Source organism: Candidatus Epulonipiscium sp. (assembly GCA_012519205.1).
Taxonomy (GTDB): Bacteria; Bacillota; Clostridia; order Lachnospirales; family Defluviitaleaceae; genus JAAYQR01.
In genome coordinates this window covers 1-22,320 of the sequence record JAAYQR010000015.1, presented here as the reverse complement: position 1 = coordinate 22,320, position 22,320 = coordinate 1, and the positions used below count along the sequence as shown (strand labels likewise).

Sequence of the window (22,320 nt, the reverse complement as noted above, 5' to 3'; positions counted from 1 at the left end):
ATGTCAAAAGCTAAATTTGAAAGAACAAAGCCCCATGTTAACATTGGAACAATCGGACACGTTGACCATGGTAAAACCACATTAACAGCAGCAATCACAAGAACTCTTAATGACAGATACCAATTAGGAGAATCTATGTCCTATGATAGTATAGACAAGGCTCCTGAAGAAAGAGAACGTGGAATTACCATTTCTACTTCTCACGTAGAATACGAAACACCAAACCGTCACTATGCACACGTTGACTGCCCAGGACACGCTGACTATGTTAAAAATATGATTACTGGAGCAGCTCAAATGGATGGTGCTATCATCGTTGTTGCTGCAACTGATGGCCCTATGGCTCAAACAAGAGAACATATTCTTCTTTCTCGTCAGGTAGGAGTTCCTTACATTGTAGTATTCATGAATAAATGCGATATGGTTGATGACGAAGAATTACTTGACCTAGTTGAAATGGAAATTCGTGAATTACTAAATGAATATGAATTCCCAGGAGATGATATTCCTGTAGTTAGAGGGTCAGCTCTTAAAGCACTAGAAGATCCATCTAGTGAATGGGGAGATAAAATCGTTGAATTATTTGAACAAGTTGATTCTTATATCCCAGCTCCTGAACGTGACGTTGACAAACCATTCCTTATGCCTGTAGAGGACGTATTCTCTATTACAGGTCGTGGAACAGTTGCTACTGGTAGAGTAGAACGTGGAGTACTTAAAGTACAAGACGAAGTTGAACTTGTAGGTCTAACAGAAGAAGCTAGAAAAGTAGTTGTAACAGGAGTAGAAATGTTCCGTAAGCTTCTTGACCAAGCTCAAGCTGGTGATAACATAGGAGCGCTTCTTCGTGGAATTCAAAGAGATGAAATCGAAAGAGGACAAGTTTTAGCTAAACCAGGAACTATTACACCACATACAAAATTTAAAGCTCAAGTATACGTTCTTAAAAAAGAAGAAGGTGGCCGTCATACTCCTTTCTTTGGAAACTATAGACCACAATTCTATTTTAGAACAACAGACGTTACAGGAGTTATTCAATTACCAGAAGGTGTTGAAATGTGCATGCCTGGAGATAATATCGAAATGGAAATTGAACTTATCGCACCTATTGCTATGGAAAAAGGACTTCGTTTTGCTATCCGTGAAGGTGGTAGAACAGTTGGTGCTGGTTCTGTTGCAGAAATTATTGGATAATAAACATAAAAAATCACATCCTACGGGATGTGGTTTTTTATGTTTTGTCATTCTAAATGTATATCTATTTAATTGGATGGAATTTCCGAAAGAATATAATGAATAAATTTAAAAAAACCTTGCAATCATGTACATTTTATTGTATACTTGGTACTGTTGTGACATTGAGAGTGATGATGTGAAAGGTTGCCACATAGTGGGAGAATTTTCACTGAATGAATGTCCAGTTCATGAAACGGGACGACAAGGTCACTGTACTATATCGACGGATTGCATTAATGATGCAAATTGTGTACTTAGGATACACCCGGAGGAGTGTGCAGTCACCACTTGTCGTACTAAACTAAAAGTGCGAAAAGGAGGGGACTTTTTTTATGGCAAGCCAAAAGATTAGGATTAACTTAAAAGCTTATGATCACAAATTAATCGATCAATCAGCTGAAAAAATTATTCAAACTGCTAAAAAAACCGGAGCAAAAGTAAGTGGGCCAATTCCATTGCCAACCAAAAAAGAAGTTGTGACAATCTTAAGGGCGGTTCACAAATACAAAGATTCTAGAGAGCAGTTCGAAATGAGAACCCATAAGAGACTAATCGATATCGTGGTTCCAACACCTAAAACTGTAGATGCTCTAATGCGCCTTGATTTACCAGCAGGCGTAGATATCAAAGTTGATGTTAAGTAGTATTTAAGTAGATTCACCATCGAAATACGATGACAACGAATCTATCTAGGATGATTGTAGATGAATGCAATCCGCTGTAGATTAATAGGAGGTGTAATAATGAAAAAGGCTATTTTGGGTAAAAAAATAGGAATGACTCAAATTTTTGACGAAAACGGCAAGCAAATTCCAGTTACAGTTTTAGAAGCAGGACCTTGCGTTGTAGTTCAAAAGAAAACTATAGAAAATGATGGTTATAATGCAATTCAAATCGGATATGTAGATGCTAAGGAAAAGCATGTCAACGAACCGATGAAAGGCCATTTCAAAAAAGCAGGTGTTGATTTAAAAAGAAAATTAAAGGAATTCCGTTTAGAAGATATCAGCGCATATGAAGTTGGAGCAGAAATTAAAGCAGATGTTTTTTCTGCAGGAGACAAAATTGATGTAACTGGTATTTCCAAAGGTAAAGGATTCCAAGGCGCTATTAAAAGACATGGACAATCAAGAGGACCTATGGCTCACGGTTCCAAGTATCACAGAGGAGTAGGGGCTATGAGTGGTAGTGCTTCCCCAGGTAAAGTATTCAAGGGTAAAAAGCTACCAGGGCAGATGGGTGCAGAAAAAGTAACAGTTCAAAACCTAGAAATTGTTCGTGTTGATGCAGAAAAGAACTTGCTTCTTATTAAAGGAGCAGTACCGGGACCAAAAAATTCAGTTGTATTTGTAAAAGATAGTGTTAAAAACGCATAGTTGACATTTAGAGAAAGGAGGAAGTAATATGGCTAAAGTTGATGTGTATAATATGAGCGGACAACAAGTTGGGGAAATCGAATTAAACGATGTAGTATTCGGCGCAGAAGTTAATGAATCTGTACTTCATACAGCAGTAGTGCAGTATCTAGCAAATCAAAGACAAGGAACCCAAAGTGCTAAAACCCGCGCAGAAGTACGTGGAGGCGGTAGAAAACCTTGGAGACAAAAAGGAACAGGAAGAGCAAGACAAGGTTCAATTCGTTCACCACAATGGACAGGCGGAGGAGTAGTATTTGCTCCAAAACCAAGGGATTATTCCTTCAAATTAAATAAGAAGGTTAAGAGATTAGCTATAAAATCTGCTTTATCTAGTAAAGTGCAAGGAAATAAGCTTATTGTTTTAGATGAATTAAAACTAAACGAAATCAAGACTAAAGAAATGAAAAAAGTATTAGAAAATCTTAAGCTAAACAAGGCATTGATTGTAACAGGCGATGATGATAAAAACATAGTTTTATCAGCAAGGAATATTCCAAATGTAAAAACTACCGCAATTAACACAATTAATGTATATGATATTTTAAAGTATGATTCCTTCGTTATAGCTAAGGATTTACTTGAAACAATTCAGGAGGTGTATGCATAATGGCAGATTTGAAATATTATGATGTCATTTTAAAACCGGTTATTACCGAAAAAAGTATGAATCAAATGGCAGACAAAAAATACACTTTCCTTGTACATCCGACAGCAACCAAGAATCAAATAAGGGATGCTGTGGAAAAAATGTTTGAAGGTGTTAAAGTTGAAAAGGTAAATACCTTAAATCAAGAAGGTAAAACAAAAAGAAGGGGAATGACCTTTGGTAAAACCCCAAAGACAAAAAAAGCAATTGTTCAATTAGCTGGAGATAGCAAAGACATTGACTTTTTTGAAGGAATGTAGTTAAATAAACAAATATGAACCACTAGGTTGCGTGTAAAGAAATTTGAAAGGAGTGAAAACGATGGGCATTAAAAAATACAAACCATATACCCCCTCAAGAAGACAAATGACTTCTCTTTCCTTTGAAGAAATCACAAAGACTATTCCTGAGAAATCTTTAGTGGTATCTTTAAAGAAAAATTCAGGTAGAAACAACCAGGGGAAAATTACAGTTCGCCATCGTGGAGGAAGAGTTAAGACTAAATATAGAATCATCGATTTCAAAAGAAATAAAGATGGGGTGCCGGCAAAGGTAGCTTCCATCGAGTATGATCCAAATAGAACAGCAAATATCGCGCTACTTCAATATGTTGATGGTGAAAAAAGATATATCTTAGCACCAAACGGATTAAAAGTAGGGGATAAACTAATGAGTGGTGAAACTGCAGAAATTAAAGTAGGTAACACACTCCCAATGCGATATATTCCTGTTGGTACTACCATCCATAATATTGAGATGAAGCCCGGAAAAGGAGCACAATTAGTTCGTTCTGCTGGGGTGGAAGCACAACTTATGGCTAAAGAAGGAAAGTATGCAACAGTTAAATTACCTTCTGGAGAAACAAGATTACTCCCAATAGGATGCAGAGCTACTATAGGGCAAGTAGGCAATATCGAACATGAGCTTATTAACGTGGGTAAAGCAGGAAGAAAACGTCATATGGGATTTCGTCCTACAGTTCGTGGATCTGTTATGAACCCTAATGACCATCCACATGGTGGTGGGGAAGGTAAAGCACCAATTGGACGTCCAGCACCATCTACGCCTTGGGGTAAACCAGCTCTTGGTCTTAAGACAAGGAAGAAAAATAAAGAGTCTAATAAATATATCATTCGTAGAAGAGGACAAAAATAATTATATCAGTTCAATTTTTGGCTCAGGAGAGCTAAAATCGAAAGGAGGATTAATATGGGTCGATCCCTTAAAAAAGGACCTTTTGCAGATGGGCATCTATTAAAAGCAATTGATGCAATGAATAAAAGCGGAGACAAAAAGGTTATAAAGTCTTGGTCACGCCGTTCCACAATTTTTCCACAAATGGTTGGACATACAATAGCTGTTCATGATGGAAAAAAACATGTACCTGTATATATTACAGAAGACATGGTAGGTCATAAATTAGGAGAATTTGCGTTAACAAGAACCTATAGAGGTCATGGAAAAGACGCAGAAAAGAGATCAAAAGTACGTTAAGTTTGATGGAAGGAGGGTCGCTTCATGGCTAAAGGACATAGAAGTCAAATCAAGAGAGAAAGAAATGAAAATAAAGATATAAGACCAAAGGCGCATGTAAAATATGCAAAGGTTCCTGCAACTAAAGCAAAAATTGTCCTTGATACAATAAAAGGAAAACAAGCTGGGGAAGCTTTAGCTATTCTTGCATACACACCGAGAAATGCGGCTAGAATTATAGAAAAGCTTTTAAAATCAGCAGTGGCAAATGCAGAAAACAATCAGGGAATGGATGTTTCTAAATTATTTATACAGGAAGCCTATGCAAATAGGGGACCAAAAATGAAGAGAATTCGCCCAAGAGCGCAAGGAAGGGCATATCGAATTGATAAGCAAACTAGCCATATTTCAATTATACTAAATGAAAGATAAGGAGGTAGAAAATGGGACAGAAGGTTAATCCTCACGGTTTAAGAGTCGGCATTATAAAGGACTGGAGTGGAAAATGGTATGCGTCCAAGAAAAATTATGCTGATTTATTAATCGAAGATAACAAATTAAGAGAATTTATTAAAAGCAGACTTTATGAAGCAGGAATTTCAAACATTGAAATAGAAAGAGCAGCCGAAAGAGTTAAAGTGCACATTCATACCTCCAAACCAGGTATCGTGATTGGTAAAGGTGGATCTTCCATAGAAGCACTTCGTAAAGAAATACAAAAAATGACTGATAACAAAGTAATGGTTAACATTGTAGAAGTTAAAAAACCAGAAATAGATGCACAATTAGTTGCCGAAAACGTTGCTTTACAATTAGAAAATCGTATTTCCTTTAGAAGAGCAATGAAACAGGTAATGGGGAGAGCAATGAAGGGTGGAGCACAAGGAATAAAGGTATCATGCTCCGGTCGTTTAGGTGGAGCTGAAATTGCTCGTACAGAACACTATCATGAGGGAACAATTCCTCTTCAAACCTTAAGGGCAGATATTGACTACGGTTTTGCAGAGGCAGACACCACATATGGCAAGATTGGTGTAAAAGTATGGATTTACAATGGTGAAATTCTTCCTCAAAGAGCTAAAAAGGAAGGGAGCGATCAGTAATGTTAATGCCTAAAAGGGTAAAACGTCGTAAGCAATTTAGAGGACGTATGACAGGGCAAGCTACCCGTGGTAATAAAATCACTTACGGAGAATATGGACTTGTGGCAGAAGAGCCAAGTTGGATTACTTCTAACCAAATAGAAGCAGCCCGTATTGCTATGACAAGATATATAAAACGTGGAGGTAAAGTTTGGATAAAGATATTCCCAGATAAGCCTATCACACAAAAACCTGCCGAAACTCGAATGGGTAAGGGAAAAGGATCCCCAGAATATTGGGTGGCAGTAGTAAAACCCGGAAGAGTGATGTTCGAGCTCGCTGGGGTACCAGAAGAAACAGCAAGAGAAGCTTTACGTCTTGCAATGCACAAACTGCCAATAAAATGTAAAATCGTATCACGTGCAGAACAAGAAATGGACGGTGATAGCAGTGAAAACTAATGTATATATAGAAGAATTAAAAAATAAAACTTTTGATGAACTAAGATTAGAGTTAACTTCTGCAAAGAAAGAACTCTTTAATCTAAGATTCCAAAATGCTACAAATCAATTAAACAATACAGCAAGAATTAAAGAAGTAAGAAAAAATATTGCAAGGATTCAAACCGTCATTACCCAAAGGAATAATGCGTAATATTAGTTGCGAAAGGAGGAATTCACTGTGCAAGAAAGAAATCTTCGCAAAACCATGATTGGTAAAGTTGTAAGCGACAAGATGGATAAAACTATCGTGGTAGCTGTTGAAAATAACGTAAAACATCCACTATACGGTAAAATAATGAAAAGAACCTATAAATTAAAGGCTCATGATGAGAATAACGAATGTAAAATCGGCGATCGTGTTAAAGTAATGGAAACAAGACCACTCTCTAAGGATAAGAGATGGAGATTAGTTTCAGTCGTTGAAAAAGCTAAATAATTTCTTGCTCGAAAGGAGGGTAAACTATGATTCAACAAGAAAGCAGATTGAAAGTTGCAGATAACACCGGTGCAAAGGAACTATTGTGTATTCGAGTTTTGGGTGGTTCCGGAGCTAGGTATGCGAACGTTGGAGATGTAATTGTTGCTTCGGTTAAAGATGCAACACCCGGCGGTGTTGTTAAAAAAGGCGATATAATCAAAGCAGTTATAGTTAGGACTGTGAAGGGTGTTAGAAGACAGGATGGTTCGTATATAAAATTTGACGAAAATGCAGCTGTTATCATTAAAGAAGATAAAAATCCAAGGGGAACCCGTATTTTTGGACCGGTTGCAAGAGAACTAAGAGAAAAGAAGTATATGAAAATCTTATCCTTAGCACCAGAAGTATTATAAGGAGGTGTTTTAAGTGAACATTAGACTAAAAAAGGATGACAAAGTTCGAGTAATTGCAGGTAAAGATAAAGGAAAAGAAGGAAAAGTCCTTAAAATTGATCATAAAAACGGCCGTGTTATCGTTGAAGGGGTTAACATGATTTCAAAGCATCAAAAACCAAATCCGATGGGACAGGGCGGAATTATCCATCAAGAAGGTTCTATTCATATTTCTAATGTAATGTATCTATATAATGGAAAACCAACAAGAATAGGTACAAAAGTAGTTATGGAAGAAAGAAATGGACATCAAAAAGCTGTTCGCTATAGAGTAGCAAAATCTACAGGAGAAGTAATTGATTAAGTGCTGGAAGGAGGGTAAGCTTTGAGTAGAATGAAAGAAGTATACAATAACGAAATTGTAGATGCAATGATGAAAAAATTCGGATATAAAAATAGATTACAAGTACCCAAAATTGAAAAGATTGTTATCAATATGGGTGTAGGAGAAGCAAAAGAAAATTCTAAAATATTGGATGCGGCTGTAAATGACTTATCAATTATTTCCGGACAAAAACCAATTATAACAAAGGCTAAAAAATCAGTAGCAGCTTTCAAACTTCGTGAAGGAATGTCTATCGGATGTAAAGTAACACTTCGCGGAAATAGGATGTATGATTTTACAGATCGTCTAATCAGTTTAGCATTGCCTAGAGTTCGTGACTTCAGGGGAGTTAATCCTAATGCATTCGATGGAAGGGGAAATTATTCCCTAGGCATTAAAGAACAATTAATTTTCCCGGAAATCGAATTTGATAAAGTTGACAAAGTAAGAGGTATGGATATCATTTTTGTTACCACGGCAAAAACAGACGAAGAAGCTCGTGAACTGTTAAGACTGTTTGGAATGCCATTCAGAAAATAGAAGGAGGATAACAAATGGCAAAGAAATCAATGATAGCTAAGCAACAACGTAAGCCAAAGTTTTCTACAAGAGCTTATAATCGTTGTAGGATTTGCGGAAGGCCTCATGCATATATAAGAAAATTTGGCGTATGCCGTATTTGCTTTAGAGAATTAGCCTATAAAGGTCAAATTCCAGGTGTTAAAAAAGCTAGCTGGTAAAAGGGGAAGGAGGTACATTCAATGACAATGAGCGATCCAATTGCAGATATGCTAACAAGAATCAGAAATGCTAATGTTGCGAAACATGATACAGTAGATATACCTGTTTCAAAAATGAAAAAAGCAATTTCTGACATATTATTAAATGAAGGTTATATAAAAGGGTACGAAGTTGTTGAAGGTGGTACAAAATCAACAATTCGCATTACACTAAAATACGGAAAAGACAAAAATGAAAAAGTTATTTCCGGTTTAAAGAGAATTTCTAAGCCCGGACTTAGGGTATTTGCAAATAAAGATGAAATACCCAAAGTATTAGGTGGACTTGGTACTGCTATTATATCCACAAGCAGCGGAGTATTAGCTGATAAAGATGCTAGAAAATTAGGTGTTGGTGGAGAAGTAGTTGCGTTTATTTGGTAAAAGTAAAATTAGTTGGTTGTTAAATATAAAGTAGTAATGAGCTTAAGGAGGTGCAACCATGTCACGTATTGGTAAATTGCCAATAGAAATCCCATCCGGTGTAGAAGTAAAAATAGGGGATGGAAACTTTATAACTGTAAAGGGACCAAAGGGTTCTTTAGAAAGAAAATTACCAGAAGAAATTTCTATAGTGGTTGAAAATAATGAAATAGTTGTTACAAGACCAAATGATCTTAAAAGAAACAGATCACTTCATGGTTTAACAAGAACACTGGTTGCCAATATGGTAGAGGGAGTAACAAATGGTTTCTCTAAAGTATTGGAAGTAAATGGTGTTGGATATAGAGCACAAAAACAAGGTAAAAAACTTGTATTAACCTTAGGATTTTCTCATCCTGTCGAATTAGAAGATCCTGCTGGTGTGGAAAGCACCTTAGAAGGAAATAAAATAACCGTAAGTGGAATTGATAAGGAAAAAGTAGGTCAATACGCGGCTGAAATTCGTTTCAAACGTCCACCGGAACCTTACAAAGGAAAAGGAATTAAATATGCTGATGAAGTAATTAGACGTAAAGAGGGTAAAACCGGTAAGTAATAGAAAAGGGGTGAAATCCATATGATCAAAAAAGAATCACGCTCAAAAGTTCGTGCAAAGAAGCATTTAAAAATAAGAAACAAGTTTTATGGTACAGCCCAAAGACCACGATTGGCAGTATTTAGAAGTGATAAACACATATATGCTCAACTTATCGATGATGAACAAGGCAATACCTTGGTTTCTGCTTCAACAGTAGAAAAGGATATCGTAGCGAAGGTTGAAAAGACAAGTAATTTAGAAGCTGCTAAGGTGGTAGGCGAGTTGGTTGCAAGAAGAGCTTTAGATAAAGGATTAAATGAAGTAGTATTTGACCGCGGAGGATATATATATCACGGTAAAGTTAAAGCATTAGCAGATGCGGCTAGGGAAGCTGGCTTACAATTCTAGTAAAGGAGGGAATAAGATGCCTAGAACTAAAATGGACATAAACGGCCAAGAATTAAAAGAAAGAGTTGTTACAATTAAAAGAGTTACCAAGGTAGTTAAAGGTGGACGTAATTTTAGGTTCTCTGCTTTAGTTGTTGTTGGTGATGAAAATGGTTATGTTGGTGCAGGGTTAGGTAAGGCAACAGAAATACCTGACGCTATTAAAAAGGCTATTGATGATGCAAAGAAAAACTTAATTTTTGTTCCAAGAGACGAAAATGATAGTATTACCCATGAATTCGTTGGAGAATTTGGAAGTGCTAGGGTATTATTAAAACCTGCAGCAGAAGGTACTGGAGTAATCGCAGGTGGACCTGCCCGTGCAGTACTCGAATTAGCAGGAATTCGTAACATTAGAACAAAATCCTTAGGTTCTAATAATAAGAGAAACGTTGTAAATGCAACTATGGAAGCACTAAAAAATATCAAGAATCCAGAAGAAGTTGCGAAATTACGTGGCAAATCATTAGAAGAGCTATTAGGATAAGGAGGGGTTGCAGTGTCTAACAAGTTAAAGATAACATTAGTAAAATCTACAATTGGTGCAAAACCAAAACAAAAAGAGACAGTAAAAGCTTTAGGATTAACTAAAATGCATAAAACTGTTGAACAACAAGACAACGCTGCCATCCGAGGAATGATTAATAAAGTTGCTCATTTGGTAAAGGTTGAAGAAATATAGAGGTTTAAAGGAGGTGCCAAGATGAACTTAAATGAATTAAGACCAACCGAAGGTTCTAAAAAAAGCGCATTTAGAAAAGGAAGAGGACACGGTTCAGGAGCAGGAAAAACTGCAGGAAAAGGGCATAAAGGTCAAAAAGCCCGTTCTGGTGGCGGTGTAAGACCTGGCTTTGAAGGTGGACAAATGCCACTTTATAGACGTGTGCCTAAAAGAGGGTTTACAAATAGAAACAGTTTAGAAATTGTTGCTATTGGCGTTGAGCGTTTAAATATATTCGAAGATAATACAGTGGTTACTGTAGATACCCTGAAAGAAGCAGGTATTATCAAAAATCCTAGAGATGGTGTAAAAATTCTTGGAAACGGAGACCTAAATAAAAAGTTGACTGTAATGGTAAATCAGTACAGCAAATCAGCAGTAGAGAAGATAGAAGCTGCTGGCGGAAAAGCAGAGGTGATTTAGGTGCGTAAAACCCTTATAAATGCCTGGAGGATACCTGATTTAAGAAAAAAATTAATATATACTTTAATGATGCTTTTTGTAATCCGTTTAGGAGCTCATATTACAGTTCCCTTTGTTAATGCTGATGCAATCAGAAAGGTATTAGAACAACAAGGGGGCGGGGCATTAGGTCTCATGGATATGATTTCCGGTGGAGCATTCCGAGATATGACCTTATTTGCAATGGGTATTGTACCATATATTAATTCATCTATTATATTTCAGCTTCTTCAGATTGCTATTCCTAAAATAGAGGAAATTTCAAAAGAAGGGGAAGATGGAAGAAAGAAGATTGCAAAATGGACTAGATATTTAACTATAATATTAGCTGCAATCCAAGCATGGGGCTTTACATTTGCTCTTCGCAGACAAGGTATTTTGATTAACCCAAATCTTTGGACTTGGACTGTTGCAATTCTAACTTTCGTAGCTGGTACTGCTTTCCTAATGTGGATTGGAGAACAGATAACCGAAAAGGGGATTGGAAACGGTATATCCTTAATTATTTTTGTGAATATAGTTTCAAGATTACCAGTTGGAATAAATGCCTTGCTTAGTTATAAGGACTATGTTGCAACGGCGATTTTGGTTGTGATTTTTGCTATTATTGTTGCCTTCGTTGTCTTGGTACAGGGAGGAGAAAGAAGAATTGCAGTACAATATGCAAAAAGAACAGCAGGTAGAAACGTATATGGAGGTCAATCCACCCATATTCCAATTAAGGTTAACTTAGCAGGGGTTATTCCGATTATCTTTGCTATGTCACTGCTACAATTTCCCGAAACAGTAACAGGATTCTTCAATGCGAATCCAACAGGAGCCTGGGGTACAATATTACGAGTAATTAAATGGACCCATCCATTTGGAGCAATCTTATATGCACTGCTTATTTTATTCTTTACATTTTTCTACTCAACGATTACTTTTAATCCGGTTGATGTAGCAAACAATATGAAGAAAAGTGGTGGATTTGTTCCGGGTATTAGACCGGGGAAACCAACTGCCGATTATTTAACTAAGGTTGTTAATAACATTACATTAGTAGGAGCTCTTTTCCTAGCTATTATTTCACTAATGCCTTTAGGGTTACAAGCGATATTTAAAATGAATATTGGTTTTGGTGGAACATCCCTACTTATCGTAGTTGGTGTTGCGCTAGAAACTGTAAAACAAATGGAAGCACAAATGCTTATGAGACACTATAAAGGATTTTTAGGTTGATAGCTTATAGGAGGAAATCGTTATGAGATTAATAATGTTAGGAGCTCCGGGTGCAGGTAAAGGAACCCATGCACTTCTTCTTTCCAAAGAATACCGTATTCCTCAAATTTCAACGGGGGATATATTAAGGACAAATATTAAAAATGAGACTGACTTAGGGAAAAAAGCCAAGGAATATATGGATAAGGGACTATTAGTACCTGATGAACTAGTTGTTAAGCTTGTCAAAAACCGATTAGAAGAACAGGATTGTAAAGGAGGCTTTATATTAGATGGCTTTCCAAGAACAATTCCTCAAGCCAAGGCCCTTGATGAAGCATTAGAGGCTATGGGAATCGGGTTAGATAAGGCTGTAAACATTCATGTTCCTAACGAGAAGATAATTAATCGTATGGCTGGTAGAAGGGTTTGCCCGAAATGTGGCGCTTCCTATCATATAGAATATAAAAAATCCCTTAAGGAAGATGTTTGCGACGAATGTAGCTCGGTGTTAATACAAAGAGAAGATGATAAGGAAGAAACAGTTAAAAAAAGATTGGAAATTTATCATGAACAAACAAGGCCCTTGATTGATTATTATCAAAATAGGGAAATACTTTTAACTGTAGACGGTGTTGGCAAGATTGAAGATATAAGCAGTAGAATAAAGGATGCATTGGAAGTGAATAAATAGTGGGTATTATAATAAAATCTGACAATGAAATTATGAAAATTCGTAAAGCAGGTTTGATTTTAGCAAAAACTCATGAACTCTTAGCCAATGCCCTTAGACCGGGAATTACTACGATGGAATTAGATGAAATTGCTGAAAATTATATTAGTAGTCAAGGTGCAACTCCTTCATTTAAAGGATACGGTGGTTTTCCTGCATCTATATGTACATCAGTCAATGAAGAAGTTGTCCATGGTATTCCTAGTAGGAATATAAAATTAAAAGATGGAGACATAATCGGAATTGATATCGGTGTGTATTTAGATGGATTTCATTCTGATGGAGCAAAAACCCATGCAATTGGCGAAGTTCCTGAGGCAACAAAAAAACTAATCCAAGTTACTAAGGAAAGTTTTTATGAAGGAATAGGCTATGCAAAAGCAGGAAATCATTTGTATGAAATTTCTGTTGCTATACAAAAGTATGTAGAGTCCAATGGTTTCTCAGTTGTTAGGGATTTAGTGGGGCATGGGGTAGGAAAAGACCTCCATGAAGAGCCCCAAATCCCGAACTTTAAAGTGCCTGGACGAGGGCCAAAGTTACAAAAAGGTATGGTTCTTGCTATTGAGCCCATGGTGAATATGGGAACATATGAGGTAAGAATACTAAACGATAACAGCGTCGTTACAAGAGATGGTTCACTTGCAGCTCATTATGAGCATACAATCGTCATAACTGATGGGGAACCTGAAATTCTTACGACTTTGTAATTAGAGGTCAGGTGAGCAAAAGATGAATGAATACACCATCGGTCAAATTGTGTTTTCTAAATCAGGTCGGGATAAGGGAAAACCATTTATCGTAGTCAAGGTAGAAGGTGAATACCTTTATCTAGTCGATGGGGATTTAAGAAAACTCCATAAACCCAAAAAGAAAAAGAATATACATCTACAAAAGACTAAAGAAATAGTAGGATTTATCAAAAGTGGTTTAGAAGAAGGAAAAGATTTAAAGGATTCTGATATAAGGAAAGCATTAAATCTTTACAAACCTTTTTCAATAAATGTAATTAAATGAGGAGGCATGATACCTTGGCGAAGGGTGATGTTATAGAAGTAGAAGGGACCGTGCTAGAAAAATTACCTAATGCAATGTTCCAGGTGGAACTAGAAAACGGACACAAGATTTTAGCGCATATTTCTGGGAAACTTCGAATGAATTTTATTCGCATTTTGCCGGGAGACAAAGTAACAATAGAACTCTCTCCCTATGATCTGACAAAAGGCCGAATTACTTGGAGAGCTAAATAAATTGAGAGAGGAAAGGAGAAAAGCAAATGAAAGTAAGACCTTCTGTAAAACCAATCTGTGAAAAGTGTAAGATTATAAAAAGAAAAGGTCGCATTCGTGTTATTTGCGAAAATCCAAAGCATAAGCAAAAACAAGGTTAAAAGTAAAAATATGCTTGCTCGAGGGGCAAGCATCCTTGAGCAGGCTTGATGATAGATTTAACAGTAAAAATAATTGATATATTATACAATCTATTATATAATAATATTTTGTGAAGAACAAAACAATGTTCTCAAGCGGCTGCAATTTTTTTGCTGATAGAAGATGATAGTAGTAAATAATAGATGTTAAAGGAAATTGTAGGAGGTGTAATCGCTATATGGCACGTATTGCAGGTATAGATTTACCAAGGGATAAACGTGTAGAAATCGGACTTACCTATATTTATGGTATTGGGCGTGCTAGCTCTAATCGTATTTTAAAAGAAGCTGGAATTAATCCAGATACAAGGGTAAGAGATTTAACAGATGACGAGGCAGCAAAACTCCGTGAAATCATTGAAAAAACCCAAATGGTTGAGGGAGATTTACGTAGGGAAACAGCTCTAAATATTAAGCGTCTTATGGAAATCGGATCTTACAGAGGAATCCGTCATAGGAAAGGGCTTCCGGTGAGAGGGCAAAACACGAAAAATAATGCAAGAACTAGAAAAGGACCAAAAAGAACTGTTGCTAATAAGAAAAAATAGTGCATAAAGGAGGTAGTGTGAAATGGCAAAGAAAGTAGCTAAAAAAGCAACAACCCGCAGACGCCGTGATAGGAAAATTGTTGAGCGGGGACAAGCGCATATTCAGTCTACTTTTAACAATACAATTGTAACATTAACAGATGCCACAGGAAATGCTTTATCCTGGGCAAGTGCCGGACAATTAGGTTTTAGAGGTTCAAGAAAATCTACTCCATATGCAGCACAAATGGCAGCAGATACTGCGGCTAAAGCAGCTATGGATTACGGCTTAAAATCTGTAGAAGTTATGGTAAAAGGACCTGGTTCTGGTAGAGAAGCGGCTATCCGTGCTCTTCAGGCAGCAGGCCTTGAAGTAACAATGATTAAGGATGTTACTCCAGTTCCTCATAATGGATGTCGTCCACCAAAACGTAGAAGAGTTTAGATTAGGAGGTGTAAGCTTAAATGGCTAGATATATAGGACCCGTTTGTAGACTATGCCGTAGAGAAGGGCAAAAGCTATATTTAAAGGGAGAAAAATGTTTTTCACCAAAATGTCCTGTTGATAGAAGACCTTATGCACCGGGACAACATGGTCAAAGTAGAAAGAAATTATCCGAGTATGGACTCCAGCTTCGTGAAAAGCAAAAAGCAAAGAGAATCTATGGGGTTCTTGAAGCACAATTTGCTAATTACTTTGAAGAAGCAGAGCGTATTTCGGGGGTTACAGGGGAAAACCTACTTCGATTATTAGAATTAAGATTGGATAATGTTGTGTATCGTTTAGGATATGGACGTTCAAGGACAGAGGCAAGACAAGTGGTTCGCCATAATCACGTTCTTGTAAACGGGAAAAAAGTAAATATTCCATCTTATCAATTAAAAGTTGGGGATGTTATCGAAATTAAGGAAAACTCTAAGAATATTCAAAGATTCAAGGATATCAGTGATACAACAGCATCTAGACTTGTACCCGAATGGCTTGAAGCTGACAAAGACAACTTAAGCGGAAAAATTGTTTCTTTACCAAACAGAGAACAAATAGACATCGAAATCCAAGAAACACTTATCGTAGAGTTGTATTCCAAATAGTAATTAGAAGACAAATTGTCACCCTCAGTATGATTAAAAACCAAAAAGGAGGGTTTACCGGGTGTTTGAATTTGAAAAACCTCGCATTGAAATTGCTGAAATGTCAGAAGATGAAACATATGGGCGTTTTGTTGTAGAACCTCTTGAAAGAGGATATGGAACAACACTGGGAAACAGTTTAAGAAGGATATTACTTTCTACCCTTCCCGGTGCTGCTGTTAGCAGTGTTAAAATCGAAAATGTACTCCATGAATATAGTACTATTCCTGGGGTAAAAGAAGATGTCACAGAGCTTATCCTAAATATTAAAAACTTAGCTATTAAAAACCATAGTGAAGGAAATGAACCTAAGGTAGCCTATATAGAAGCCGAAGGGGAATGTGTTGTCACAGCAGCGGATATTAAGGTGGATTCGGATATTGAAATATTAAATCCCGATATTCATATCGCTACATTAAGTGGTGGTTCAGATAGTAAGTTATTTATGGAATTGACAATAACAAAAGGTAGAGGCTATGTTGGTGCAGATAAGAATAAGAAAAAAGAACAACCCATAGGGGTTATTCCTATTGATTCTATCTATACCCCTGTAAGCCGTATAAATTTTGTTGTCGAAAACACAAGGGTGGGTCAAATCACTGATTACGACAAGTTAACATTCGAAATATGGACCAATGGGACTATTAAGCCGGATGAAGCAGTGAGTTTAGGTGCAAAGGTTCTTAATGAACATTTAAACTTATTTATCGATTTATCTGAAAATGCTAAGAATGCAGAAGTAATGGTGGAAAAAGAAGAAGATAAAAAAGAAAAAGTCCTAGAAATGAGCATTGAGGAACTGGATTTATCGGTTCGCTCCTATAACTGCTTAAAGAGGGCGGGCATTAATACAGTAGAAGAACTCATCAACCGTACGGAAGAGGAAATGATGAAGGTTCGTAATTTAGGGCGCAAATCATTAGAAGAAGTCCTTAATAAACTTGCAGAATTAGGGTTATCCTTAAAGCCCAATGAAGATTAATTGCTTATATTCGTGAAAAGGAGGTTGAATGATGGCAGGGTACAGAAAATTAGGTCGTACTTCCTCACAGCGCAAGGCTTTGTTGAGAAACCAAGTGACCAATTTATTATATCATGGCAAAATTAGAACAACTGAAACAAAAGCAAAAGAAATTAGAAGAATTACAGAAAAACTCATTACTCTTGCTGTGAAAGAAAAAGATAATTTCACAGAAGTAACCGTTAAATCTAAAGTAGCAAGAAAAGATGCAGAAGGAAAGCGCATCAAAGAAGTAGTTAACGGCAAAAAAGTAAGTGTGTTTGATGAAGTAGAAAAGTCTGTTAAAAAAGATAATCCTTCTCGCCTTAGTGCAAGAAGGCAAATACTACGCGTGTTATATCCTGTAACAGAAACTGATAGTATGAAAAAAAGACAAAACACTAAAAGTGTGGATATGGTGGAAAAATTATTTGCTGAAATAGCACCTAAGTATACAGACCGTAACGGTGGATATACGAGAATTGTAAAAATTGGACCCCGTAAGGGCGATGGTGCAGAAGAAGTTATTATTGAATTAGTGTAACATGCCTAGGGATTAAGATTGAGTCTTAATCCCTATATATATATCCTTTATAATTGAAAAGTGAATACCTATTACGTCCTTTTGTCATTCTGAGCATAGCGAAGAATCTAATTGGTGGGTATTAAATTTTGAGTTATAAAGGAAACTATAAAGGTTGGTGAACCATGAATAAAATCGTAACTAGTAAAGGGCTTATTTATGAATACTATACCCATAATGATAAAGGCGAAATAGAGTCTAAGGAAACTGCCTTAGATGATATAAATATAGAAATAACAAAGGGCGAATTTGTAGTTATACTAGGTCATAACGGCTCGGGAAAATCTACCTTCGCAAAACATATGAATGCAATTCTTCACCCAAGCGGTGGAACCCTCCTAATAAAGGGCATGGATACAAAAGATGAGGATAACCTATGGAATATCCGCCAAAGTGCAGGCATGGTCTTCCAAAACCCTGATAACCAAATCATCGCTGCCGTAGTGGAAGAAGATGTGGCGTTTGGTCCTGAAAACTTAGGGGTTGAACCTAATGAAATAAGAAAGCGGGTAGAGGAGTCCGTAGATGTAGTGGGAATGAGCGAATATATAACCCATTCTCCTAATCTCCTTTCCGGAGGACAAAAGCAAAGAATTGCCATTGCAGGAGTTTTGGCAATGAAGCCTGAGTGTATTATACTAGATGAGCCTACAGCAATGTTGGATCCCATAGGCAGAAAGGAAGTTTTGCAGACCATCCATAGACTTAATAAAGAAGAAGATATAACGATTATTCATATTACTCACTATATGGAAGAAGCCATAAAAGCCAATAGGGTGATTGTTATGGATCATGGTAAGGTAGTAATGGATGGAAAACCAAAAGAAATTTTCAGTCAAGTTGAAAGGCTAAAAGAATTAGGGCTAGATGTTCCCCAAGCAACAGAACTTGCTTATCATATGAAAAAACAAGGGATTGATATTTCCACAGAAATACTTACAGTAAAGGAAATGGTGGATGCGATATGGCAATTACATTTAAAGGGGTAAACCATATATATAGTGGGGGCACTCCTTTTGAAAAAACAGCATTGTATGGTATAAATCTTCATATAGAAAAAGGACAATTTGTTGGTTTGATAGGACATACGGGTTCGGGGAAATCTACCCTTATTCAGCATTTTAATGGATTGCTTAAACCAACTGATGGGGAAATTACCATCCTAGGTAAAAATATCAATGATAAGGACACTTCATTAAAAGAAATACGTCAAAGGGTGGGCCTTGTATTTCAATATCCTGAACACCAGCTTTTTGAAATGACCATATTTAAGGATGTATCCTTTGGACCTCAAAATATGGGATTATCAAAAGAAGAGATTGATAAAAGGGTAAAAGAGGCCCTAGATATAGTTGGTCTTGATGAAAGCATGTACGAAAAATCTCCCTTTGAATTATCTGGGGGACAAAAAAGAAGGGTAGCTATAGCAGGAGTTTTGGCAATGAAGCCGGAGGTTTTAGTTTTGGATGAACCTACAGCAGGACTTGACCCTAAAGGTAGGGATGAAATCCTAGGGCAAATACAAAAACTCCATAAAACCTTGGGAATCACAGTTATTCTAGTATCCCACAGTATGGAAGATATAGCGAAATTAGTCGATAGAATTATCGTTATGCATAGGGGTAAAATAGCCTTGGATGGAAGTCCGAAAAACGTTTTTGAACATGTAGAGGAGCTAGAAAAGATGGGACTTGCAGCCCCAAAAATAATGTATATAATGAAGGCATTAAAAAGTAAAGGACTTAAGGTTTCTACGGATGTATTGACTGTAGAAGAGGGAGCTAAGGAATTAGCTTCTTTATTGAAAAAACAAAAGTAGGTGTAAAATGTTTAAAGATATCACTATTGGACAATATTATCCAGTTGATTCATGGATTCATAGACTAGATCCTAGGGTTAAGATTATATCTACATTTATATTTATTATTACTCTTTTTATTGCTAATAGATATATTGGTTATGGATTTACCCTGTTTTTCTTAGCATATCTTATATTTTTATCTAAAGTACCAGTAAAGTTCATGCTAAAGGGACTAAGGGCAATCTTTGTAATAATATTAATAACCGTCGCTTTAAATATTTTCATGACCCCTGGGGAGAATATCCTATGGTCATATAAAGCAATAAAAATAACTGGAGAGGGATTGTATTTAGCAGGGTTAATGGCGACCCGTTTAATCTTTCTTATTATAGGCTCTTCGATACTAACATTAACCACATCCCCTATTCAGCTTACAGATGGCATAGAAAATCTTCTTAACCCGTTTAAAAAAATAGGAGTCCCTGCCCATGAAATAGCTATGATGATGACCATAGCTCTTAGATTTATTCCGATACTATTAGAGGAAACAGATAAAATAATGAAAGCCCAAATGGCAAGGGGTGCAGATTTTGAAAGCGGGGGGATAATAAAAAGAGCTAAAAGTTTAATACCACTTTTAGTCCCACTATTTATATCTGCTTTTAGAAGAGCAGATGAACTAGCTATGGCAATGGAGGCTAGATGTTATCATGGTGGGGAAAATAGAACAAGAATGAAACAGTTGATGATAGGAAAGCATGATTATATAGCTATGATTGGGATTACAATATTTACAATAATCATGATATGTATCCGTTTTATCTAGTAAGGGGTGGTTTTTGTACCTCCCTCGCAAAACAGGATGTGTATAAAGTGAAAAATATATTACTTACCATCTCCTACGATGGGACAAATTATAACGGCTGGCAGCGCCAACCCAATGGTATAGGGATACAACAAAAAATAGAAGAAGCCTGCCTTAAAATATTTAGGAACAATCTAATTGTTACAGGTGCTGGTAGAACTGATGCAGGGGTTCATGCCTTAGGACAGCGGGGATTAATTAAAGTAGATACAACTATCCCTACCGATAGAATTCCCTATGCATTAAATACGGTTCTTCCTGAAGATATAGTAATAAAAGATGCCAAAGAAGTTCCAAAGGACTTTCATCCAAGATATGATGCTAGGGAAAAAACCTATAGATATCAAATACTAAATGAAACATTCCCAATACCCCAATATAGAAATATAAGTACATTTATATCCTCTAAATTGGATATAGATGCAATGGATAAAGGGGCTCGGTATTTCGTTGGAATCCATGACTTTGCATCCTTCTGCTCAACAGGCAGTTCCGTCAAAACTACGGAAAGAATAATATACGATGCTACAGTGACTAAAAAAGAACCTTTTATTATATTTGAGGTTAAGGGTAATGGTTTCCTATATAACATGGTAAGAATTATGGTGGGAACCTTAATAGAGATAGGACTAGGCAAGAAAGCTGCTTCTGATATAAAAGATATAATCTTATCAAAAAATCGCAATCTAGCAGGGAAAACAGCTCAACCCCAGGGACTAACCTTAATAGAAATACTTTATTCCTAAGGAATATTAAGGTCAGGGAAAGGATTCAAATTTTTGTTATTCTGAACGAAGTGAAGAATATTTTAAAGAGCTCTTGGAAAATTCGTCTAAACCAAACATATTCCTTGACACGCTAGGGTAGATGTACTATAATGATTTTTGTGTAATTATGCCACTTTAAAATCCCTTAGCCCCGGATTTTAAATAGAGCCGTGAATATTAGAAGAATCAAGGAGGGAATGTAATGAATACAACATATATGGCGAAAGCCGAAACAGTTGAAAGAAAATGGTATGTTGTTGATGCAACAGACATGACATTGGGACGCTTAGCTTCCGAAGTTGCAAAAATTCTTCGTGGAAAGCATAAACCAACTTATACACCCCATGTGGATACGGGAGATCATGTTATCATCATCAATGCAAAAGACGTTAAATTAACAGGTAAAAAATTAGATCAGAAATATTATAGATACCACACAGGACATCCTGGTGGCCTAAAAGAAGTAAAATACAGAGATTTAATGGCGACAAAACCTGAAAAGGTGCTTTATCAGGCAGTAAAAGGAATGCTTCCAAAGAATAGCTTAGGAAGACAAATGCTTACAAAACTTCGTGTTTATAGAGATGCACAGCACAATCATGAAGCTCAAAAGCCAGAAGTATTAGAAATTAAATTTTAAGGTAGCGAAGGGAGGATATCCGAATGGCTGAAGTAAGATATTATGGAACAGGTAGAAGAAAAAAATCAATTGCAAGAGTATACCTGGTACCTGGAAATGGAAACTTTAAAATAAATAAAAGAGATATCAACGAATATTTTGGATTAGAAACTCTAAAGGTTATTGCAAAACAACCTTTAGTATTAACAGATACATTAAGCAGATTCGACGTACTAGTAACCGTGCGTGGTGGAGGATACACAGGGCAAGCAGGTGCAATCCGTCACGGGGTATCAAGAGCACTTCTTCAAGCAGATGCTGAACTTAGACCAGCTCTTAAAAAAGCAGGTTTCTTAACAAGGGATCCAAGAATGAAAGAAAGAAAGAAATATGGACTCAAAGCAGCAAGAAGAGCTCCACAATTCTCAAAGAGATAATTTCAAAGTTATCAAAAGCCTCGAAAACAAAGCGTTTCGAGGCTTTATTTTTTTGTCGTGTCGCAAATCTGTCGCAAGCTAAGTTTTAAAGAAGAATAAAAAAACATATTATGATATTCTACTTTGAGTAAAATAAAAAAACATATTTTAATATTTTTTGATATTTCTTAGTATAATATGTAAGTGCTTCAAAACATGACGTAGTGCAAAACGGATATGAATAAGGTATACTTTCTCCAATAATGAATTTCGAGGAGGTACCTTATGAATCAGGCATCACTAGAACTTTGGAAAAAAAGAATTGA

39 protein-coding genes are annotated in these 22,320 nt (G+C 36.4%); all 39 read left to right on the top strand.

Translation table 11 applies throughout. The features are described from left to right. The 39 genes from tuf (at position 1) to rpsI (ending at position 22,015) form a co-directional block, all read left to right on the top strand. Positions 1–1,194 (top strand): elongation factor Tu, encoded by a 1,194-nt coding sequence (tuf, locus tag GX308_04730; protein NLK21379.1) that lies wholly within the window; start codon positions 1–3, stop codon positions 1,192–1,194. 374 nt (positions 1,195–1,568) lie between these two features. After that, a complete protein-coding gene (gene rpsJ, locus GX308_04725; GenBank protein ID NLK21378.1) occupies positions 1,569–1,880 on the top strand; it encodes a 30S ribosomal protein S10 in 312 nt (103 codons plus the stop codon). Positions 1,881–1,979: 99 nt separating this feature from the next. Further along, entirely contained in the window at positions 1,980–2,612 is a 633-nt protein-coding gene (rplC, locus tag GX308_04720) for a 50S ribosomal protein L3 (protein NLK21377.1), read from the top strand. A 28-nt stretch (positions 2,613–2,640) separates the two neighbouring features. Beyond that, positions 2,641–3,261, top strand: coding sequence for a 50S ribosomal protein L4 (gene rplD, locus GX308_04715; protein NLK21376.1), 621 nt, complete (start codon positions 2,641–2,643; stop codon positions 3,259–3,261). Next, positions 3,261–3,560 carry a 50S ribosomal protein L23 gene (rplW, locus tag GX308_04710; protein NLK21375.1) on the top strand — a complete coding sequence of 100 codons (300 nt, stop codon included), beginning with the start codon at positions 3,261–3,263 and terminating at the stop codon, positions 3,558–3,560. Before rplD ends, rplW begins: the two co-directional genes overlap by 1 nt. 61 nt (positions 3,561–3,621) lie before the next feature. Then, positions 3,622–4,455, top strand: coding sequence for a 50S ribosomal protein L2 (rplB, locus tag GX308_04705; GenBank protein ID NLK21374.1), 834 nt, complete (start codon positions 3,622–3,624; stop codon positions 4,453–4,455). A gap of 54 nt (positions 4,456–4,509) precedes the next feature. Continuing rightward, positions 4,510–4,794: a 30S ribosomal protein S19 gene (gene rpsS / locus GX308_04700; GenBank protein ID NLK21373.1), complete on the top strand. Its 285-nt coding sequence runs from the start codon at positions 4,510–4,512 to the stop codon at positions 4,792–4,794. A gap of 24 nt (positions 4,795–4,818) precedes the next feature. Next, complete coding sequence (rplV, locus tag GX308_04695; protein ID NLK21372.1) at positions 4,819–5,205, top strand: 50S ribosomal protein L22; 387 nt, start codon at positions 4,819–4,821, stop codon at positions 5,203–5,205. A gap of 11 nt (positions 5,206–5,216) precedes the next feature. Next, on the top strand, positions 5,217–5,876 hold the full coding sequence (gene rpsC, locus GX308_04690; protein ID NLK21371.1) for a 30S ribosomal protein S3: 660 nt from the start codon (positions 5,217–5,219) through the stop codon (positions 5,874–5,876). Continuing rightward, positions 5,876–6,316 (top strand): 50S ribosomal protein L16, encoded by a 441-nt coding sequence (gene rplP, locus GX308_04685; GenBank protein ID NLK21370.1) that lies wholly within the window; start codon positions 5,876–5,878, stop codon positions 6,314–6,316. The genes rpsC and rplP overlap by 1 nt, the downstream gene beginning before the upstream one ends. Then, positions 6,306–6,509 (top strand): 50S ribosomal protein L29, encoded by a 204-nt coding sequence (gene rpmC / locus GX308_04680; GenBank protein ID NLK21369.1) that lies wholly within the window; start codon positions 6,306–6,308, stop codon positions 6,507–6,509. Before rplP ends, rpmC begins: the two co-directional genes overlap by 11 nt. Positions 6,510–6,536: 27 nt before the next feature. Continuing rightward, positions 6,537–6,794 (top strand): 30S ribosomal protein S17, encoded by a 258-nt coding sequence (gene rpsQ, locus GX308_04675; protein NLK21368.1) that lies wholly within the window; start codon positions 6,537–6,539, stop codon positions 6,792–6,794. A gap of 26 nt (positions 6,795–6,820) precedes the next feature. Next, positions 6,821–7,189, top strand: coding sequence for a 50S ribosomal protein L14 (gene rplN, locus GX308_04670; GenBank protein NLK21367.1), 369 nt, complete (start codon positions 6,821–6,823; stop codon positions 7,187–7,189). 19 nt (positions 7,190–7,208) lie between these two features. Then, positions 7,209–7,532 (top strand): 50S ribosomal protein L24, encoded by a 324-nt coding sequence (rplX, locus tag GX308_04665; GenBank protein NLK21366.1) that lies wholly within the window; start codon positions 7,209–7,211, stop codon positions 7,530–7,532. Between the two features lie 21 nt (positions 7,533–7,553). After that, entirely contained in the window at positions 7,554–8,093 is a 540-nt protein-coding gene (gene rplE, locus GX308_04660; protein NLK21365.1) for a 50S ribosomal protein L5, read from the top strand. A 14-nt stretch (positions 8,094–8,107) separates the two neighbouring features. Further along, the gene (locus GX308_04655; protein NLK21364.1) at positions 8,108–8,293 is read left to right on the top strand and encodes a type Z 30S ribosomal protein S14; all 186 of its coding nucleotides are present in this window, start codon (positions 8,108–8,110) and stop codon (positions 8,291–8,293) included. A 21-nt stretch (positions 8,294–8,314) separates the two neighbouring features. Then, positions 8,315–8,716, top strand: a complete 402-nt coding sequence (gene rpsH / locus GX308_04650) for a 30S ribosomal protein S8 (GenBank protein ID NLK21363.1) — start codon at positions 8,315–8,317, stop codon at positions 8,714–8,716. 58 nt (positions 8,717–8,774) lie between these two features. Beyond that, complete coding sequence (gene rplF, locus GX308_04645; GenBank protein ID NLK21362.1) at positions 8,775–9,311, top strand: 50S ribosomal protein L6; 537 nt, start codon at positions 8,775–8,777, stop codon at positions 9,309–9,311. 21 nt (positions 9,312–9,332) lie between these two features. Next, a complete protein-coding gene (rplR, locus tag GX308_04640; protein NLK21361.1) occupies positions 9,333–9,701 on the top strand; it encodes a 50S ribosomal protein L18 in 369 nt (122 codons plus the stop codon). Positions 9,702–9,717: 16 nt separating this feature from the next. Then, a complete protein-coding gene (gene rpsE, locus GX308_04635; GenBank protein ID NLK21360.1) occupies positions 9,718–10,227 on the top strand; it encodes a 30S ribosomal protein S5 in 510 nt (169 codons plus the stop codon). Positions 10,228–10,239: 12 nt separating this feature from the next. Then, the gene (gene rpmD / locus GX308_04630) at positions 10,240–10,422 is read left to right on the top strand and encodes a 50S ribosomal protein L30 (protein NLK21359.1); all 183 of its coding nucleotides are present in this window, start codon (positions 10,240–10,242) and stop codon (positions 10,420–10,422) included. A gap of 21 nt (positions 10,423–10,443) precedes the next feature. Then, positions 10,444–10,884, top strand: coding sequence for a 50S ribosomal protein L15 (rplO, locus tag GX308_04625; GenBank protein ID NLK21358.1), 441 nt, complete (start codon positions 10,444–10,446; stop codon positions 10,882–10,884). Beyond that, entirely contained in the window at positions 10,885–12,144 is a 1,260-nt protein-coding gene (secY, locus tag GX308_04620; GenBank protein ID NLK21357.1) for a preprotein translocase subunit SecY, read from the top strand. Positions 12,145–12,166: 22 nt separating this feature from the next. Continuing rightward, on the top strand, positions 12,167–12,817 hold the full coding sequence (locus GX308_04615; protein ID NLK21356.1) for an adenylate kinase: 651 nt from the start codon (positions 12,167–12,169) through the stop codon (positions 12,815–12,817). Then, positions 12,817–13,566, top strand: coding sequence for a type I methionyl aminopeptidase (map, locus tag GX308_04610; protein NLK21355.1), 750 nt, complete (start codon positions 12,817–12,819; stop codon positions 13,564–13,566). The genes GX308_04615 and map overlap by 1 nt, the downstream gene beginning before the upstream one ends. A gap of 22 nt (positions 13,567–13,588) precedes the next feature. Next, the gene (locus GX308_04605; protein ID NLK21354.1) at positions 13,589–13,873 is read left to right on the top strand and encodes an RNA-binding protein; all 285 of its coding nucleotides are present in this window, start codon (positions 13,589–13,591) and stop codon (positions 13,871–13,873) included. 14 nt (positions 13,874–13,887) lie between these two features. Continuing rightward, positions 13,888–14,106, top strand: a complete 219-nt coding sequence (infA, locus tag GX308_04600; protein NLK21353.1) for a translation initiation factor IF-1 — start codon at positions 13,888–13,890, stop codon at positions 14,104–14,106. Between the two features lie 26 nt (positions 14,107–14,132). Next, entirely contained in the window at positions 14,133–14,246 is a 114-nt protein-coding gene (rpmJ, locus tag GX308_04595) for a 50S ribosomal protein L36 (protein ID NLK21352.1), read from the top strand. Positions 14,247–14,464: 218 nt separating this feature from the next. Beyond that, positions 14,465–14,833 carry a 30S ribosomal protein S13 gene (gene rpsM, locus GX308_04590; GenBank protein ID NLK21351.1) on the top strand — a complete coding sequence of 123 codons (369 nt, stop codon included), beginning with the start codon at positions 14,465–14,467 and terminating at the stop codon, positions 14,831–14,833. 22 nt (positions 14,834–14,855) lie between these two features. Continuing rightward, on the top strand, positions 14,856–15,257 hold the full coding sequence (rpsK, locus tag GX308_04585; protein NLK21350.1) for a 30S ribosomal protein S11: 402 nt from the start codon (positions 14,856–14,858) through the stop codon (positions 15,255–15,257). A 20-nt stretch (positions 15,258–15,277) separates the two neighbouring features. Then, the gene (gene rpsD, locus GX308_04580; protein ID NLK21349.1) at positions 15,278–15,904 is read left to right on the top strand and encodes a 30S ribosomal protein S4; all 627 of its coding nucleotides are present in this window, start codon (positions 15,278–15,280) and stop codon (positions 15,902–15,904) included. A gap of 61 nt (positions 15,905–15,965) precedes the next feature. After that, positions 15,966–16,925, top strand: coding sequence for a DNA-directed RNA polymerase subunit alpha (locus GX308_04575; GenBank protein ID NLK21348.1), 960 nt, complete (start codon positions 15,966–15,968; stop codon positions 16,923–16,925). 31 nt (positions 16,926–16,956) lie between these two features. Continuing rightward, positions 16,957–17,487, top strand: coding sequence for a 50S ribosomal protein L17 (gene rplQ / locus GX308_04570; protein NLK21347.1), 531 nt, complete (start codon positions 16,957–16,959; stop codon positions 17,485–17,487). Positions 17,488–17,651: 164 nt separating this feature from the next. Then, positions 17,652–18,515 (top strand): energy-coupling factor transporter ATPase, encoded by an 864-nt coding sequence (locus GX308_04565; protein ID NLK21346.1) that lies wholly within the window; start codon positions 17,652–17,654, stop codon positions 18,513–18,515. Further along, the gene (locus GX308_04560; protein ID NLK21345.1) at positions 18,491–19,345 is read left to right on the top strand and encodes an energy-coupling factor transporter ATPase; all 855 of its coding nucleotides are present in this window, start codon (positions 18,491–18,493) and stop codon (positions 19,343–19,345) included. Before GX308_04565 ends, GX308_04560 begins: the two co-directional genes overlap by 25 nt. Before the next feature lie 7 nt (positions 19,346–19,352). Further along, complete coding sequence (locus GX308_04555) at positions 19,353–20,153, top strand: energy-coupling factor transporter transmembrane protein EcfT (GenBank protein NLK21344.1); 801 nt, start codon at positions 19,353–19,355, stop codon at positions 20,151–20,153. A gap of 47 nt (positions 20,154–20,200) precedes the next feature. Continuing rightward, complete coding sequence (gene truA / locus GX308_04550; GenBank protein ID NLK21343.1) at positions 20,201–20,938, top strand: tRNA pseudouridine(38-40) synthase TruA; 738 nt, start codon at positions 20,201–20,203, stop codon at positions 20,936–20,938. A gap of 223 nt (positions 20,939–21,161) precedes the next feature. After that, on the top strand, positions 21,162–21,599 hold the full coding sequence (gene rplM / locus GX308_04545) for a 50S ribosomal protein L13 (protein NLK21342.1): 438 nt from the start codon (positions 21,162–21,164) through the stop codon (positions 21,597–21,599). Positions 21,600–21,622: 23 nt separating this feature from the next. After that, entirely contained in the window at positions 21,623–22,015 is a 393-nt protein-coding gene (gene rpsI / locus GX308_04540; protein ID NLK21341.1) for a 30S ribosomal protein S9, read from the top strand. Positions 22,016–22,320 lie beyond the last annotated feature (305 nt).